This is a genomic window from Streptomyces sp. WAC03905, assembly GCF_057371075.1.
This window is the reverse complement of sequence record NZ_JBXYDZ010000001.1, coordinates 93,141-109,374: the sequence shown is the minus strand read 5'-3', so window position 1 is coordinate 109,374 and position 16,234 is coordinate 93,141. Positions and strand designations below refer to the sequence as shown.

General features: G+C 74.0%; 15 protein-coding genes. 7 read left to right on the top strand and 8 right to left on the bottom strand.

From position 1 onward, the window contains the following. Window positions 1-43: 43 nt before the first annotated feature. Window positions 44-703, bottom strand: a complete 660-nt coding sequence (locus tag AC2RP6_RS00480) for an HSP18 transcriptional regulator (protein ID WP_486444323.1) — start codon at window positions 701-703, stop codon at window positions 44-46. 176 nt (window positions 704-879) lie between these two features. Here AC2RP6_RS00480 and AC2RP6_RS00475 point away from each other — a divergent pair, with 176 nt between their 5' ends. Continuing rightward, window positions 880-1,314, top strand: coding sequence for an Hsp20/alpha crystallin family protein (locus AC2RP6_RS00475; RefSeq protein WP_486444322.1), 435 nt, complete (start codon window positions 880-882; stop codon window positions 1,312-1,314). Between the two features lie 356 nt (window positions 1,315-1,670). On the opposite strand, the gene AC2RP6_RS00470 is transcribed toward AC2RP6_RS00475, so the two are convergent. Continuing rightward, a complete protein-coding gene (locus tag AC2RP6_RS00470) occupies window positions 1,671-3,137 on the bottom strand; it encodes an amino acid permease (protein WP_486444321.1) in 1,467 nt (488 codons plus the stop codon). A 284-nt stretch (window positions 3,138-3,421) separates the two neighbouring features. Beyond that, complete coding sequence (locus AC2RP6_RS00465) at window positions 3,422-4,096, bottom strand: deoxynucleoside kinase (RefSeq protein WP_486444320.1); 675 nt, start codon at window positions 4,094-4,096, stop codon at window positions 3,422-3,424. Window positions 4,097-5,327: 1,231 nt separating this feature from the next. Here AC2RP6_RS00465 and AC2RP6_RS00460 point away from each other — a divergent pair. Next, a complete protein-coding gene (locus AC2RP6_RS00460) occupies window positions 5,328-5,834 on the top strand; it encodes a hypothetical protein (RefSeq protein ID WP_486444319.1) in 507 nt (168 codons plus the stop codon). Between the two features lie 48 nt (window positions 5,835-5,882). Here the strand turns inward: AC2RP6_RS00460 and AC2RP6_RS00455 are convergent, their stop codons facing one another. Beyond that, window positions 5,883-6,710, bottom strand: a complete 828-nt coding sequence (locus tag AC2RP6_RS00455) for a rhomboid-like protein (protein WP_486444318.1) — start codon at window positions 6,708-6,710, stop codon at window positions 5,883-5,885. A gap of 230 nt (window positions 6,711-6,940) precedes the next feature. On the opposite strand from AC2RP6_RS00455, the gene AC2RP6_RS00450 reads away from it, so the two are divergent. Both AC2RP6_RS00450 and AC2RP6_RS00445 read left to right on the top strand, forming a co-directional pair. After that, window positions 6,941-7,816: a C40 family peptidase gene (locus AC2RP6_RS00450; RefSeq protein WP_486444317.1), complete on the top strand. Its 876-nt coding sequence runs from the start codon at window positions 6,941-6,943 to the stop codon at window positions 7,814-7,816. A 46-nt stretch (window positions 7,817-7,862) separates the two neighbouring features. Continuing rightward, window positions 7,863-8,246 (top strand): hypothetical protein, encoded by a 384-nt coding sequence (locus tag AC2RP6_RS00445; RefSeq protein ID WP_486444316.1) that lies wholly within the window; start codon window positions 7,863-7,865, stop codon window positions 8,244-8,246. Window positions 8,247-8,419: 173 nt separating this feature from the next. Here the strand turns inward: AC2RP6_RS00445 and AC2RP6_RS00440 are convergent, their stop codons facing one another. Together AC2RP6_RS00440 and AC2RP6_RS00435 are read right to left on the bottom strand one after the other, a co-directional pair. Continuing rightward, window positions 8,420-9,415 carry an SDR family NAD(P)-dependent oxidoreductase gene (locus AC2RP6_RS00440; RefSeq protein ID WP_486444315.1) on the bottom strand — a complete coding sequence of 332 codons (996 nt, stop codon included), beginning with the start codon at window positions 9,413-9,415 and terminating at the stop codon, window positions 8,420-8,422. Next, window positions 9,412-10,656, bottom strand: a complete 1,245-nt coding sequence (locus tag AC2RP6_RS00435; RefSeq protein WP_486444314.1) for a UDP-N-acetylglucosamine--N-acetylmuramyl-(pentapeptide) pyrophosphoryl-undecaprenol N-acetylglucosamine transferase — start codon at window positions 10,654-10,656, stop codon at window positions 9,412-9,414. Before AC2RP6_RS00435 ends, AC2RP6_RS00440 begins: the two co-directional genes overlap by 4 nt. Window positions 10,657-10,738: 82 nt before the next feature. Here AC2RP6_RS00435 and AC2RP6_RS00430 point away from each other — a divergent pair, with 82 nt between their 5' ends. After that, window positions 10,739-11,470 (top strand): response regulator transcription factor, encoded by a 732-nt coding sequence (locus AC2RP6_RS00430; protein WP_486444348.1) that lies wholly within the window; start codon window positions 10,739-10,741, stop codon window positions 11,468-11,470. Beyond that, entirely contained in the window at window positions 11,467-12,852 is a 1,386-nt protein-coding gene (locus AC2RP6_RS00425) for a sensor histidine kinase (RefSeq protein ID WP_486444313.1), read from the top strand. The genes AC2RP6_RS00430 and AC2RP6_RS00425 overlap by 4 nt, the downstream gene beginning before the upstream one ends. A 30-nt stretch (window positions 12,853-12,882) precedes the next feature. Here AC2RP6_RS00425 and AC2RP6_RS00420 read toward each other — a convergent pair whose 3' ends face one another. Further along, window positions 12,883-13,209, bottom strand: a complete 327-nt coding sequence (locus AC2RP6_RS00420; protein WP_486444312.1) for a hypothetical protein — start codon at window positions 13,207-13,209, stop codon at window positions 12,883-12,885. Window positions 13,210-13,338: 129 nt separating this feature from the next. After that, window positions 13,339-14,361, bottom strand: coding sequence for a helix-turn-helix domain-containing protein (locus tag AC2RP6_RS00415; protein ID WP_486444311.1), 1,023 nt, complete (start codon window positions 14,359-14,361; stop codon window positions 13,339-13,341). A gap of 426 nt (window positions 14,362-14,787) precedes the next feature. Between AC2RP6_RS00415 and AC2RP6_RS00410 the strand changes: the two genes are divergently transcribed. Beyond that, entirely contained in the window at window positions 14,788-16,056 is a 1,269-nt protein-coding gene (locus tag AC2RP6_RS00410; RefSeq protein ID WP_486444310.1) for a S8 family peptidase, read from the top strand. The last annotated feature ends 178 nt before the right edge of the window (window positions 16,057-16,234 follow it).

Sequence of the window (16,234 nt, the reverse complement as noted above, 5' to 3'; positions counted from 1 at the left end):
CTCGGGTCGCGACCCCGTGGGTGAAGGTCGTTCGAGAAAGCGCTCAGGAGTTGCGCTGGTCGTTGCTGTCCCGGCGGAGCCGGTCGGTGTGGCGGGTCATGGCGTCGATGCGGTCGGCGAGTTCGGTGTCGCCGGGTCCCAGGTGGGGCCGGGTCCCGGCCAGCGGCCCGACCAGGTGGGCGGCGTCGTCGCCGCCGAGGGCCAGGTTGAGCTCGCCGACGGCCTCCTCGGCGCCCGGGGGGAGGCCGGTGAGGGAGGTGACCTGGCCCGCCAGGCGGCGCAGGTCGGCCGCGTTGTCGCGGGCCCATGCGGTGACGGTGCGGTCCGCGGCCCGGGCATCACGGGTGGCCTGCACACGCTGCTCGCCGGTGCTCCCGGCGGCGCCGGGACGCAGCCGCAGGTAACGGCGCTCGGCGGCCTGGCGGCTTGCGACCCCGAGCGGGCCGGAGAGCTCGGCCCAGCTGGCCCCCTGCGCGCGGGCCGTCTCGATCAGGACGCTTTCCCAGCCGGTGAGCCGCTCGCGGACCTCGCGCAGCATCCGCAGGGCGACCAGGGCCTGTCCGGCGCCGGAGTCTCCCGCCGTCGGGGCCGCCGCCCCGCCGCGGGAGCGGTGCGCGTCCTCGACGGCCCGGTGGATGGCCTCCAGTGCCGCGGCGGCATCCGCCGCGCGGACCGGTGGGACGGGGGAAGGAATCTCGTTCACGGCGCCCTCCGAAGGCTCGTCGTCCGACACGCGTTCGCCGGTACGCACCGGCCCTCCACCCTTAGTCATCCATCGGGTGACACGCTGCTTGTCATCGTTTCGATGACATGTTACAACGGTGGCACGTCGAAGCGCACGGGCAGTTCCTGCCTGAACCAACTGGAGGTGTTTTCGCGATGCTGATGCGCACCGACCCGTTCCGTGAGATGGACCGGATCGTCCAGCAGCTGTCGGGTGCGTCGGGGACCTGGTCGAAGCCGTCGGTCATGCCGATGGACGCCTATCGTGACGGCGACGAGTACGTGATCGCCTTCGACCTTCCCGGGGTGAGCACCGAGGCGATCGACATCGACGTCGAGCGGAACATGCTGACCGTGAAGGCGGAGCGCCGGCCGGCCGCCAGGGGCGACGGCGCGCAGATGGAACTCTCCGAGCGGCCCCTGGGGGTCTTCTCCCGGCAGGTCATGCTGGCCGACACCCTCGACACCGAGCGCATCGCGGCCGACTACGACGCGGGTGTCCTGACCCTGCGGATCCCGATCGCCGAGCGCGCCAAGCCCCGCAAGATCAGCATCGGCGGCGAGTCCGGCCGCAAGGAGATCTCCGGCTGAGACCACCGCGCGGGGAAGACCACCGCGGGGAAGACCGCCGCGCGGGGAAGACCGCCGCGCGGGGAAGACCGCCCGCGGAAGACCACCGCGCGGGCCATGGCCATGGAGGGCGGGGAGACCATCCCCTCCGGCACCCGCCCTCCGGCACCCGCCCGCACCCTCCCGCCCCACCCCCCCGTCCGCCCTCTACCTCCCTTCTCGGAGGTGAGGTGCATGCCGATGCGCCCGGAAGACGGCCCCGTGGGACATCGGCGCCGTCCTGTCCGCCGTCGCCCGCCGCGGCGGGCGACACCCTCACCGCAGGGGTCCTCCGGCTCCCGCCCCGGGGGCGCACGGTCCGCCGCCCCGCCGGTCCGTCAGCCGCCGTTGCCGTCACCGCTCCCGGCCCGGCCGGCCGGTTCGTCGCCGGGAGCGGTCCCGGCCAGCTTGGAGTGCCGGTAGGAGTAGGTGAAGTAGATGACCAGCCCGATGAGGAACCACACCGCGAAGCGGATCCACGTCTCCACCCGCAGGTAGGTGATGAGCCAGACCGAGGCGACCACCCCGAGGGCGGGCGTGAACGGCATGAGCGGGGTGCGGAAGGTGCGCGGCAGGTCGGGCCGCCGGTAGCGCAGCACGATCACCGCCGTGCACACGACGGCGAAGGCGAGGAGGATGCCGATGTTCGTCAGCTCCGCCGCCTCGCCGATCGGCACGAGCCCGGCGATGGCCGCGGACGCCGCACCGACGATCCACGTGACGCGGGTCGGCACGTGCCGGGTCGGGTGCGTCTTGGCGAACCAGCGGGGCAGCAGCCCGTCACGGCTCATGGAGAACCACACGCGCGTCACACCCAGCATGAACGTGAACATCACGGTGAGGATGCCCACGATCGCCCCGACCGCGATGACGTCCGCGACCGCGTCCAGCCCGACGGCCTTGAACGCGCTGGAGAAACCGCTCTCCGGGTCGATCTCCGTGTACTCCTGCATACCCGTCAGGACCAGGCAGGCCAGCACGTACAGGACCATGGCGATGGCCAGGGAGTACAGGATCGCCCGCGGCATGTGGCGCTGTGCGTCCTTGGACTCCTCCGCCGCCGTGCTCATCGCGTCGTAGCCGAAGACCGCGAAGAAGACCGTCGCCGCACCGGTGAAGGCACCCCCCACCCCGTAGGGGAAGAACGGCGTGTAGTTGGAGGTGTCGATGTGGAAGAAGCCGACCACGATGACCAGGAGGACGACCAGGACCTTCAGGGCGACCACGGCCGTCTCGAACCGCGCGGCGCTCTTGATCCCCAGGTTCAGCAGGTACGCGGTGAACAGGCACAGCACCGCGGCGATCAGGTCGAAGCGGTGGCCGTCACCGGTCCCCGGCGCCCCCAGCATCCAGGTGGGCAGCGCCGCGCCCGTCTCCACCAGGAGGAAGTTGAAGTAGCCCGAGATCCCGATGCCGACGACCGCCACGATGGCGGTGTACTCCAGCAGCAGGTCCCACCCGATGAACCAGCCCACCAGCTCGCCCAGGACGGCGTACCCGTAGGTGTAGGCGGAACCCGCCTTCGGGATCAGCCCGGCGAACTCCGCGTAGGAGAACGCGGCCGCGGCGCTGGCCACACCGGCGATGAGGAAGGAGACCAGCACCGCGGGCCCGGCGACACCGTTGGCGACCGTCCCGGCCAGGGTGAAGATCCCGGCGCCGATGATGCCGCCGACCCCGATCGCCGTGAGCTGCCACAGGCCGAGGGTGCGGGTGAGCTGCTCGCCGAGGGCTCCCTCCGGCTCCTCGATGTGCTCGATCGGTTTGCGGCGCAGCACTCCGCGCCCCGTGCCCAGCCCGGCCATGCGCACGTCCTTTCCACGAAGGTGGTGACGGTACGTCATCATCGCGGCGCGGGCCGGGATACGGAACGAGGCGCCCCGTGGGGCGCACCTCTGAGAGCCGGGCGGCGGCGGGGCGCACGGCCCGGCCGGCCGCCGGCCCCGGCCGCCGCCGGCCCGTGCGGTACGGGTCAGGCCCGTACGGCCGCCGCCGGCCGGGGGAGCGGCCCGGACACCACCCCCTGCCAAAAAGAGGGCAGGCCGCCCCCCCCCGGGCGGGGAGGCGGCCCCTGCCGCCGGCACGTCGATCAGACGCCGGCCGCGGCGCCCCGCCTCACCACGGCCAGGGCGTTCCTGACGTCCTGCGCCACGCGGGCCGCGTCGGCGGGGTTGTGCACCACATCGGTGTGGTTCATGTCGACGACGAGGACCTCGCTGGCCGAGTAGTGCTTGTGCACCCAGTCGTCGTAGCCGGACCACAGCGTCCGGTAGTACTCCACGAGGCTCTCGTCCTGCTCGAAGTCGCGGCCCCGCAGGCCGATCCGGTGCAGCACCGTCTCGAAGTCCGCCTTGAGGTAGACCATGAGGTCGGGCGCCTTGCGGTACGGCAGGCCGTCGATCTCGCGCATCATCTCCCCGAGCAGCCCCTCGTACACCTGCATCTCCAGGGAGCTGATCCGGCCCAGGTCGTGGTTGACCTTGGCGAAGTACCAGTCCTCGTAGATGGACCGGTCCAGGACGTTGTCGCCCTGCTTGTACGCCTCCTTGATCGCGGCGAACCGGGTCTGCAGGAAGTACAGCTGCAGCAGGAAGGGATAGCGCCGGGCCTGGATCTCCTCGGGGCTCGCCGTGTAGAAGAGCGGCAGGATCGGATTGTCGTCCACGCTCTCGTAGAAGACCTCGCTGCCCAGCTCCTCGGCGAGCAGCTCCGCCACGCTCGTCTTCCCGATCCCGATCATGCCTCCGACGCAGATCACTGCCATCCCTCACTTCTCCCTGGCGGTCTTCATGTGCGTGGCGTGCGGGCCGGGCATCTCACACCACTGAGACGCACGCCGACGGCACGCGATTCCCGGGAGTTTCATGATCAGCGTCAGCCGGTCCCGTCCGGACCCGGCCGGACCGCAACCCCTGACACGGGCCGCTCTCCTCGACCGGCCGGCCCGGCCCTCCGCGGCCGCCGCACCTGCGACGACCCGCGGCCCCGCGGCCAGCCTGAATCTTAGATGACGATCTGCCCCCGCCGGCCCGCGCCGACGCCACCGCGGCACCCGGCCGTCCCAGGTCCTTGATCACGGCCAGGTCCTTGATGAGGCCCCCCCCGCGAGCGGGGTACTGCCCGGCCGGGTGTCCTCGGCGGGCCGGCTCGCCAGAACGGCGTTGATCCGCGGGGTCACGCCGGCCGTCGCGGCCCGGGCCGCGACGGCGAGCTCCGCCGCGGTCACCTCTGCCCGGGCCACGAGCCGGGCCGGTCCCGCGGCGTCGTACCGGGGCGGCCGCCACCCGCTGTCGGCCCCCCGCCCCCTCCGGCGGGCCGGCAGGTGGCGGGGGGAGCTCGCGGTGATGTCGCGGCGGGCTGCTGCCGTCGGGCCCGTTGCCCGGGGGCGGCGGTCCGAGCGCCGTCGCCGGGGGTTCGCCGGACGCCTGCGGCCCCCGGCCGGGGAGGAGGCCGGGACGCGAGGTGTCCGGGTGCCGGACGGATCCGGGCGGCAGCCCGTCGTGCGGGCGAGCCTGCCGCATGACGGGGAGGGAGGGCGTCATGCGGCGGGGCCCGCTCCGAAAGCGACCCATCCGCAGGGTGTCCGCTTCCGGTATCCACGCGTCTGTCCGGACCGCCCCGCCTCAAACCCCCTCTCCTCCGAGGAGTATGAGCAGCCGTCACATCGGCCCGCTGAGCTGCGCTCCCGCACGGCGCCGCCGAAACCCGCCCACCCGTTCGGCCGCGCCCGGCCGGCTCCCGGGGCGGCGGCGCGGCACTTCACACGACTCCGGCACCAAGCCCATTCCTTGGAGTGACGAACCGTAGCTGTGCGTGTGCGGCGGGGGCCGGCGCGGAATGTTCGATGCCGAAAAAGGAGACCGTCACCCCACGGCCTCCACCACTCGGCGAGCCGGCTGACCACGGGCACCACACCCCACGCGCCCCGCGGCGACACAAGTCGCCCCGGGCGCCGCCCGTCGACGCGGCCGGCCCCCACCCACGGGAGGACAGACATGAGGAAGCTCGCCTGGGCTGCCCGAGGTACCGCCGCGGTCGCGGGAGCACTGCTCGCCGGGGCGCTCGTGGCCCCCTCCGCACTCGCCCACGACGACCCCGCCCCCAAGGACACCCAGGCCCAGGCCGACACGTCCAAGGAATGCTCGGTGGCGCGGGACGTGAGTTCCACCGTCGTCGACTACTCCGGAGCCGGCGGCCTGTTCGAGACCGTCTTCCGCGCCGCGACCGACCGCCGGGGCCACGCCTTCCTCAACGACAGCCGCAACCCCGGTGTGTGGATCAACCTCGGCCTCCTGGCCGGGGCACCCCGGTGCGTCTCCGGCACCGCCGTGTCGGTCACCGAGGAAGACCCCGGCCACCTCTACATCACCCTCCTGGCCAGCAACGGCGTCATCCGCCAGGCCGTCTGCACCACCGCCTCCGGCACCCCCTTCACCCCGGCGAACCTCCCGGCCGCCTGCGGCGCCGGCTTCGCCCCGCTCTCCGACACCCCCGTCGTCTGACCCGGCCACAAGGGCCGCCGTGACGGCGGCCCTTCGGCGCGCCCCCGCTCAGTCGGACGGAGGAGCCGTCCCTCCCGCCGCTCCCGCTCCCACGGCCGGTGACGCCGGCCCCGGCCCCGGCCCCGGCCCCGGCTCCGGCCCCGGCCCCGGTACGGTGTCGCGCGCAGCGGCGCCAGGCCCCCCGCCCCGGACCCGCCGCCGCCCGAACGCCGGGAAGGCCAGCAGCGCGAACCCCAGGACGGCCGCCACGAGATGGCCGACCGTGGTGAAGTCCGGCAGCGGCCCGGCCGCCCACTCCGCGCCACCCAGCGGCCACCCCACAACGAACACGGCCCACGGCAGCCGCCCCCGGCGCGGCAGCGCGAGCGTGCCGACCGCCAGCACCGTCTGGGCGCCGTAGCTGACCCCGAAGTCCAGGTCCTGCCGTACCGACGCCGGATACCAGCCCTGCCGCAGCGCGACGGCGATCACGGCGGCGGTCAGCAGCGTGGCCGCGACATGCCCGCCGAGGAACACCGCCACCGCGCGCGGCGCCCCCCACCGGTGCTCCGCCCGGGCCAGAAAGCAGCACACACCCAGACCCAGGGTGATCAGGGTTCCCACGAAACCGGTCGAGGCGACGTCCGTGAGCGTTCCGTCGAAGAACAGCACGCTGCCGAGCAGCGCGGACAGCGGATGGTCCCGCAGGTTGTCCACATTGGTGCTGACGTAACCCAGCACATCGGCCGACCGGCCGGCGGACAGCACGTACCCGGTCCAGGCATGGGTGGCCAGCAGCAGGCAGACGTAGGCGAGGGTCAGCGGCGCACGGCGCGGGTACCCCCGCACGGCGCACAGCACACGGCCCCAAGGACCCGACAGCGACGCAGCGTTCATACCGTCGCATTCTCCAGGCCGGCCCGAGGGCCACGACCGGCGGGGGAACGGCTCGTTGACGGAACCTCAGAACCCCAGGCGGGAGGGGGTTTCCCAGAGGTTTCCCGTTGCCCGTTGCGGTGGGCGACCCGTGCCTGCTCGACACACCGGGGCGGCGGGGAACAGTCTCGTCAGGCACCACCACGAGCACGACACCGGCACGAGACGAGCACGACACGGGGGAGAAGACGATGACGATCCGGAGAACGGCGGTGACGGCGGCGGTGAGCGCACTCACCCTCCTGACCGCGTGGGCAGGCACCCTCAGCGCCACCGCCGCACCCGCGGCACCGGCGGCACCCCACACGGCGAAGACGGCCGGCAGCTGCGCCGTACTCGCCCCCGGAGCCTCCGCCGTGGCCGAGAAGGCCGTGACGGCCGCATGCGAGCAGATCGGCGTCTGGTACACCTGGGGCGGCGGCCACGGCCCCCGGCCCGGACCGACCTACGGCCAGGTCGACCCGAGCGACCCCGACAGCGCACACGACCCCGAACGCCTCGGCTTCGACTGCTCGGGACTGGTCCGCCACGCCTACGCCCGCGCGGCCGGCGGCGACCCGCTGACCGGCAACGCCCACCACCAGTTCCACTCGCCGCACGTGCAACAGCGGTTCACCGCCGCCCAGAAAACCGGCCCGCTGCTCCCGGGCGACCTGCTGGCCTGGGGTGCGGCGGGCTCCGTCCACCACATCGCGATCTACCTGGGCGCGGGAAAGATGGTCGAGGCCCGCGAATCGGGCACCCGGATCACCGTCAGCGACGTACGCCTGGACGGCGACTACGCCGGAGCGGTCCGCATCGCCCCGCCGGCGGCCGCACCCGGCACGTTCAGCACCTGGGGCACGGACGTGTGGACCCACCGGGAACCGTCCACCACCAGCCCCCGCGTGCACAGGTTCCCCGGCCCGACCACGGTGCGCATCGACTGCCAGAAGCACGCCCAGCCGGTGACCGCCGAGGGCTACACCAACGACGCCTGGTCCTACCTGCCCGAGTACGGGGCGTGGATCACCAACATCTACATCAAGGGCGCCGCCTGGCTGGACGGCGTACGCACCTGCCCCTGACCCCGAACACCCCCTCGGCACCCATCCGCACACCCCTGGAGGAAACATGCACGCAGGCAGGAAGATCGCCCTGGGCCTCGCCACCGTCGCTCTCGCGGGCGGCACGGCCACCGTGACCGGCCCCGCCGTCGCGACGCCCGCCACCACCGCCGTCGCGGCCGCCGAATGCGGCGTCCGCGCCGACGGCAAGCTGTGGTGCGGCAACCGGGTCGGCGCCAAGGGCTACGAGCACCGCCGCTACAACTCCGCGGTGCGCGGCCCGCTGAACACCAGCCCCAGCTGGTTCCAGTGCTGGGGCCGCGGCGACCAGCACGCCGGCGGCAACAACGTCTGGTACTGGACCCAGCTGGACAACGGCCAGTGGGGCAACGTCGCCGCCGTCGACGTCCACACCTCCGTCGACCCCGCCCCGGGCCTGCGCGAGTGCTGACCCGCCCCGACCCGACCTGACCCGCCCCGACCCGACCCGGCCTGACCCGACCTGAGACGCGCCGCGTCCTGGACGAAAAGCCCCCCAGGGGGCCCGGGGCCCGCACCGGTGAGTGCCGGTGCGGGCCCCCGCGCCCGTTCGGGCGCCGGGGGCGCGAGCCTCCCGGGCGCGGATCAGACCGCGTACCGGTCCGGCGCGAACAGCGAGGGATGCGCCGCGACCCACTCCGAGGTCCGCCGCAGCCCCTCCTCCAGCGCGACCCGCGGACGCCAGCCCGCCCACTCCCGGGCACGGGAGTTGTCCGACAGCAGCCGCTGGACCTCACTGCCCGACGGACGCAGCCGCTCGGGGTCCACCACCACCCGCGCGTCCCGGCCCGACACCGAGACCAGCGTCCGCGCCAGGTCACCGACCGAAATCTCCTCACCCGTACCGAGGTTGACCACCTCACCCAGCGCCCGGTCGCACTGCGCCACCGCCAGGAAGCCCTCCGCCGTGTCCGTCACGTACGTGAAGTCCCGGGTCGGCGTCAGCGACCCCAGACGGATCTCCCGCGACCCCGCGTGCAGCTGCGCCAGGATCGTCGGGATGACCGCGCGCGCCGACTGCCGCGGCCCGTAGGTGTTGAACGGGCGCACCACCGTCACCGGCAGCTCGAAGGCGTGGTGGAAGGAGAGCGCCATCATGTCCGCGCCGATCTTCGACGCCGAGTACGGCGACTGCGGCTGCAGCGGGTGCCTCTCGGAGATCGGGGCGGTCAGCGCCGTCCCGTAGACCTCGCTCGTCGAGGTGTGCACCAGCCGGCGCACCTCGTGCCGCCGGCAGGCCTCCGCCACGTTCTGCGTGCCCGTCACGTTCGTCTGCACGTACGCACCCGGTGAGGCGTAGCTGTACGGGATGCCGATCAGCGCCGCCAGATGGAAGACGGTGTCGCAGCCGGCCACCGCGTCACTGACCCGGCCCGCGTCCCGGACGTCGCCCGCCCACATCTGCACCGGCCCGTCGGGGTCGGCGAGGTAGCGCGCCAGGTGGCCCTTCTCGGCGTACGGCTTGTAGTGGACGAAGGCACGCACCCGCGCCCCCCGCTCCACCAGCAGGTCCACCAGCGTCGAGCCGATGAAGCCCTCCGCGCCGGTGACGAGGACGGTACGGCCGGTCCAGCTGTTCATGCACGCTCCAGAGAAGAGAAAGAAGAAGCAGAAGAGGAAGGAGAGAAAGGAGAAGGAGAGGAAGGGGCGGGGGCGGCACCGGCGACGCGCAGCACCTCGGCGGCCAGCAGCTCGGCGGCCCGCGCGTGCGGCCCCGGCTCGGCCGCCCCGGCCATCGCCGCCAGCCGGGCCGGGTCGGCCAGCAGCGGCCCCACCAGGCCCGCCAGACGCTCGGCGGTGGTCTCGGCGTCGGGCAGCAGCAGCCCCGCACCCGCGTCGGACAGCACCCGCGCGTTGTGGGTCTGGTGGTCGCCGGGCGCGTACGGGTAGGGCACCAGCACCGCCGGGACCCCGGTCGCCGCCAGCTCGGCCACGGTCGCCGAACCCGCCCGGCACACCACCAGGTCCGCGGCCGCGTACACCAGGTCCATCCGGTCCAGGTACGGCACCGCCCGCGCGATCCGCTGCCCGCCCCACGCCGCCAGATCGGCCACCGTGTCCACCAGCGCCGCCGGCCCCGTCTTCACCAGCAGCTGTACGTCGTCCCGGTCCTGCCACAGGCCCGCCAGCCCGGTCGCCGCCCGGGTCAGGCGCACCGCGCCCAGGCTGCCGCCGTTGAAGACGACCAGCCGGCGCCCCGCCGGCACCCCGAGCGCCCGCCGGGCCCGCGCACGCAGCGCCGCCCGGTCCGCGCCGGGCAGCTGCGCCAGCCCCGACAGGGCCGCGGAGATCGGCATCCCGGTCGTCAGCGCCCGCTCCCCGCCCGACAGGTGGGCCCGGCTGCGGTCGAAGGCCACCGCGACGTGCGGGGTCAGCCGGGCCGCGAACCGGTTGGCCCGGCCGGGCACCGCGTTCGACTCGTGGATCACGGCCGGCAGGCCCGCCAGCCGGGCACCGAGCACGGCCGGCGCGCTCGGATATCCGCCCATGCCCACGACGACATGGGCACCCTGCGCCCGGATCACCGAGCGCGCCTGGTGCGCCGAGCGCAGCAGCGCCGCGGGCAGCAGGTACCGCTTCGCGCCCAGCGCGGGATCGAAGGGGATCATGTCGACGGTGTGCAGGCGGTAGCCGGCCCCGGGGACCAGCTCGCCCTCCAGGCCCCGCTCGGTCCCGATGAACGAGACCACGGCGTCGGGCACGGCGGCCCGCAGGGCCTCCGCGAGGGCGAGGCCGGGATAGATGTGCCCGCCGGTGCCGCCCGCACCGATCACGACGGAAAGCGCCCCGCCCGCAGGCGTGTGGGCTGTGGTGGTGGTCATGCGCGCACACTCCCGGTGCGCCCTAAGAACGTTCTAAGAGGTTCTCTCAGAAGCCTTTGGCAGGCTGTGCCCCATGAGCTCCATGAACAGCACGGACGGCCCGGACGGTCGGGGCGGCCAGGACGGCGGCGGACAGCGCATCCTCGTCGTCGACGACGAGCCCGAGGTACGGGCGGCCGTCGAGGACGGGCTCACCGTCGAGGGATACCGGGTACAGGGCGCCGCGGACGGCCTCGCCGCCCTCTCCCAGATCGCCGCCTGGGAGCCCGACGCCGTCGTCCTCGACGTCATGATGCCCGTCCTCGACGGCCTCGGCGTCTGCCGCCAGCTGCGCGCGATGGGCGACCGCACCCCCGTCCTGGTCCTGACCGCGCTCGACTCCGTCAGCGAACGCGTCGACGGACTGGACGCCGGCGCCGACGACTACCTCGTCAAACCCTTCGCCCTCGACGAGCTGGTCGCCCGTATCCGCGCCCTCCTGCGCCGGGCCGCCCCCGGACCCGCCGGCACCACCGCCCCGCTCGCCTTCGCCGACCTCGTCCTCGACCCCGGGACCCGCACCGGCCGCCGGGGGAGCCGCCCGCTGGAGTTCAGCCGCACCGAAGCCGCCCTCCTCGAACTCCTCCTGCGCCACCCCGGCCAGGTCCTCCCGCGCGAACTCGTCCTCGAACTGGTGTGGGGCCGCGACTTCGGACCGGACTCCAACTCCCTCGCCGTCTACATCGGCTACCTGCGCCGCAAACTGGAAGCCGCCGGCGAACCCCGGCTGGTCCACACCGTCCACGGCGTCGGCTACCGGCTGGACACCCGGTGAGCGGCGGCCGCCGCCGCCTCGGCCGGGTCTGGCGCCGACGCGGCCCCCTGCGCACCCGCCTCGCCCTCTCCGTCACCGCCGCCGTCGCCCTCGTCGCGATCGGCGTGTGCGCGGCCGCGTACCTGGTGGTCCGCTCCGCCCTCTACGAGCAGCTCGACCTCAGCCTCACCCAGTCCGCCCGGCTCGCCGCCCAGCGCGACCCCGGCTCCGCCCCCGGCGTCCTGGCGGGGGAGTGCCGCTTCCTGGCCGCACCCGCCTGCGCCGAGGTCGTCCCCGCCGACCCCGCCCAGGGCCCCCGGCCCCCGGGACAGCTGCCCGTCGCCCCCGCCGCCCGCAAGGTCGCCGCCGGCACCCACGCCCCCTACTACACCAACATCACCATCGCCGGACACCCCGCCCGGATGCTCACCACCGACTACGCCAAGGGCCGCGCCCTGCAAGTCGCCCTGCGGGCCGACACCGTCCAGGACGGCATCGAGGAAGCCGCCCGGTGGCTCGTCCTGACCGCCGCCGCCGGCGTCCTGCTGGCCGCCCTCCTCGGCCACTGGGTCTCCCGCACCGGCCTGGCCCCCGTCGCCCGGCTCACCGCCACCGCCGAACGCATCGCCGCCACCCGCGACGCCCGCCACCGCATCGAACTGCCCCCACCGGGACGCGAGGACGAGATCACCCGCCTGGCCACCAGCTTCAACACCATGCTCGCCGAACTCGAACAGTCCATCGCCGCCCAGCGCCGGCTCGTCGCCGACGCCTCCCACGAACTGCGCACCCCCCTGACCGCCCTGCGCACCAACGCCGAACTCCTCGCACGCGCCGACCGCCTCACCCCCGACCAGCGCGCACGCGCCTCCGCCGCCCTGGGACGGCAACTGCGCGAAGTGACCGGACTCGTCGGCGACCTGATCGAGCTGGCCCGCGACGAAGAACCGCAGCCGCTGGTGGAACAGGTCCGCCTGGGCACCCTGGTGGAACACTGCGCCCACGCCGCACGCACGCACTGGCCGGCCGTGCCCTTCCACGTACGGGTACCGGCCGAGCCCGTCGTGGTGCCCGGGGTCCCCGCACGGCTCAGCCGCCTCCTCGGCAACCTCCTGGACAACGCCGCCAAGTTCAGCCCCGCCGGCCTGCCCGTCGAAGTCGACCTGAGCGCGGGCACCGCCGGGCGCGGCCCGGAGCTGACCGTCCGCGACCACGGACCCGGCATCTCCCCCGAGGACCTGCCCCACGTCTTCGACCGCTTCTACCGCGCCGGCACCGCCCGCGCCCTGCCGGGCTCCGGCCTGGGCCTGGCCATGGCCCGCCAGATCGCCCGCGCCCACGCGGCCGACCTGACGGCGCAGCCCGCCCCCGGCGGCGGCGCCCTGTTCCGCCTGACGTTCTGACCCCACCCGCCCCGCCCCGCCGGGCTCGGCTCACCCGGTGTCCTGCTGCGCGTCGAGCGCGGCCAGGCCCCGGGTCCACCGCGCCCGCCGCTCGTCGGCGTCCTGCTCCCACCACGGCGTGCCGCGTTCTCCCAGGGCCTCCTTCGCCGTCTGTACGCGCGCCCGCGCGCCGCGCTCGGCCTGCCGGTCCTGCGCGCGCCGGGCGGCGGCCACCGCCCGCCGGGCCGCCATCAGATGGACCCGCAGACGAGCGCCGACCGCGTCGGGAACAGCCGGATCGGTGGCACGCCAGCGGCGGCCGTCGATGACGACATGATGCCCGTCAGCCGTGGTGACGGGCCGGTTCTTCGACGTCACCGCAGGCACCTGCCCGCATCCGCGGCCCCCACACCCGCCCCGGGCGGCGAAGAACGTGCAGCCGACGCCGGAACCGGGCCGGGGCGGGCGGGCCGGGCCGGGGCGGCCGGGGCGGGTGCGCGGGCCGCGTCAGATCCAGCCGTTGCGCGCCGCGTAGAGGGCCATCTGGAACCGCGTCATCGACCCGGCCCGCGTGTTGATCGCCTCCACGTGCCGGGACAGGGTCCGGCGGCTGATGCCGAGGAGCTCGGCGATGGTGTCGTCGGTGATCCCCGTGGACAGCAGCTCCAGGATGCGCCGGTGCACCGGTTGCAGGCCGCACGGCACCCGGTCGTTGAGGTGCATCGGCAGCGCCGCCCGCCACGACGTCTCGAACAGGCCCGCCAGCGCCGACAGCAGGCTGGAGGGATGGACCATCAGCAGGTAGTCCTTGACCTCGGACTCCACGAACGACATCGACACGATGGCCAGCCGCTGGTCGTAGATGGTCAGCTTCACCGGGACCGTCGGCAGCACCCGGGCCTTTTCCCCCGCGGCAATGCACGGCTGGATGTTGACGCTGTAGTAGGCCGCGTCCTGGACCGCCGATTTGGAGTAGACCACCCGGTAGTCCACGCCACTGCCCAACTTCTCGATCTCGATCGGATTGGCGGTTCCGTGCGTGTGGTACGGAGGGGAGTCAAAACGTAATACCTCGAATTCGACGGCCTTCTCGAAATTCCAGATGCGTTCGGCGACATGCGGGCCCCGCACGACTTCGAGGAGATCCTCCATCCCCTGCGGCGCCACCGAACGCCGGTATCCGCGATACGCCTGCTTGGCCGCCTGGTGCGCCCGATGGACCTCGGCCGTCCGCGTGTGGGCCATGCTCTCCAGCGCGATCGACGGCTCCACCGGCACGTGTTCACCGCCGTCCGTCCCGGTGCCGGTGGTGGTGATCAACCCCAGCCTGCGCAGGTGCGCAAGCTGCTCCTCCAGCACGGCGTCCTTGAACGGAAGGCCGTTGCGGTGGCCGCGGCGAAGACGACCGATCTTCGTCGCCAGGCCCTCGGTGGTGCAGGCCCCGCCGCCGAGCAGCGTCACATAGAGGTCCGCCTGCATCCGGGTGAGACCGAGACGGCACAAATGCTCCCGTATATCTTCATCAGGCATCGACCCACCCCCGTGAGAACAGCGCAACCGCGTTTCCGACGGCAGCGGCGGCACCGTCGCCCACCGGCGGTCCGTCATTCGGCTGCGCGAGCGAACTGGCCTGACATCGTTGCACGTCGGGCGAAGCGGAAGCAAAGAATTCGCCCGCCGCGCGCACACCCCGCCGCGGCCCCGGGGGCCTCTCCCGCCCCTGATCGAGCACCCTCACCACCCCCTCTCCGCGGGAATGCCGCCGGCAATACCAGCCGCACCGGCCTCCCCGGACCGGGCGGCCGCCGGCCGGCCGGGAAAGGCGTACGACAGCACCGGGGGTGCCCCTCCACGCCACCGGCCACCGATGGCCACCACCCCCGGCCGCGGGGGAGTACACCGGTCGTGGCCCGCAACCACCGGGTCCAGGAACGCCCCTTCCCACCGGAGCCCCCCTTGCGCCTTGCCCTGCCCCCGTACAGGTCCGTCGCCGTCGCCGCGGCCACGGTGACGGCCGCCGCCACGCTCACCCTCGCCGTCCCTCCCGCCGAGGCCGGCCCCGCACCCGGCGCCGCCCACGGCCCCGTACGCACCGCCGCCGAACCCATACCCGGCCGCTACCTGGTCGTCTTCAAGGAAGCACCCGCCGCCCACCACGCCCCCGACCACACCGCCCGCACCGGGTCCGGGGACGCCGAACACGCGGCCGCCACCGCCACCGCCGCGGCCGCACGCACCGCACGCACCCACGGCGGCACCGTCCACACCGTCTTCAGCACCGCGCTGCGCGGCTACGCCGCCGAGATGACCGCGGCCCAGGCGGCGCGCACGGCCGCCGATCCGGCCGTCGCCTACGTCCAGCAGGACGGCCTGCACACCACCGCGGCGGGCCAGAGCGACCCGCCGTGGGGCCTGGACCGCATCGACCAGCGCAACCTGCCCCTCGACCGGACCTACACGGCCGCCGCAACCGCCTCGAACGTCACCGTGTACCTGGTCGACAGCGGCCTGCGCACCACCCACACCCAGTTCCAGGGACGGGCCACGATCGGCGTGGACAAGGTCGGCGACGGCCGGGGCGGAGCCGACTGCACCGGGCACGGCACCCACGTGGCCGCAACGGTCGGCGGCAAGGACTACGGCGTGGCCAAGGGCGTCAAACTGGTGGCCGTCCGCGTCACCGACTGCCGCGACAAGGCCGCCACCTCGGCGATCATCGCCGCCGCCGACTGGATCACCGCCCACGCCGCCCGGCCCGCCGTGGTCAACATGAGCATCAACGGCGGTGCCAACACCGCCGAGGACGACGCCATCAAACGCTCCATCGCCTCCGGCGTCACCTGGGTGGTCTCCTCCGGCAACGGCGCCACCAACGCCTGCACCAACTCACCCGCCCGCATCGGCGCCGCCCTCGTCGTCAACAACTCCACCTCCGCCGACGTCCGCCGCTCCGACTCCAACCACGGCCCCTGCACCGACCTGTTCGCCCCCGGCACGGACATCACCTCCGCCGGCCACCAGAGCGACACCGCCGAACGCCGGCTGTCCGGCACCTCCATGGCCGCACCCCACGTCACCGGAGCCGCGGCCCTGTACCTCGCCCAGCACCCCACAGCGACACCCGCCGAGGTCCACAGCGCCCTGACCGGCGCCGCGACCACCGGCAAGGTCCGCGACCCGGGCAAGGACACCCCCAACCGGCTGCTCTTCACCGGCGGCCTCTGAGCCACGCCGCGCGGGCCCCCGGGCACGCCGCCCGCCCACCCGCGCCAGTGGCAACCACGAGCCACCACCGGCCGCGTCCCGACGGTAGAACCGACCCCGGACACCGCAGCACCACCTCCCGCGGACCGTCCCCCCGCACTCCCGGCCGGTCCCTCTCGCCGCCCGCACCCCCCACCGC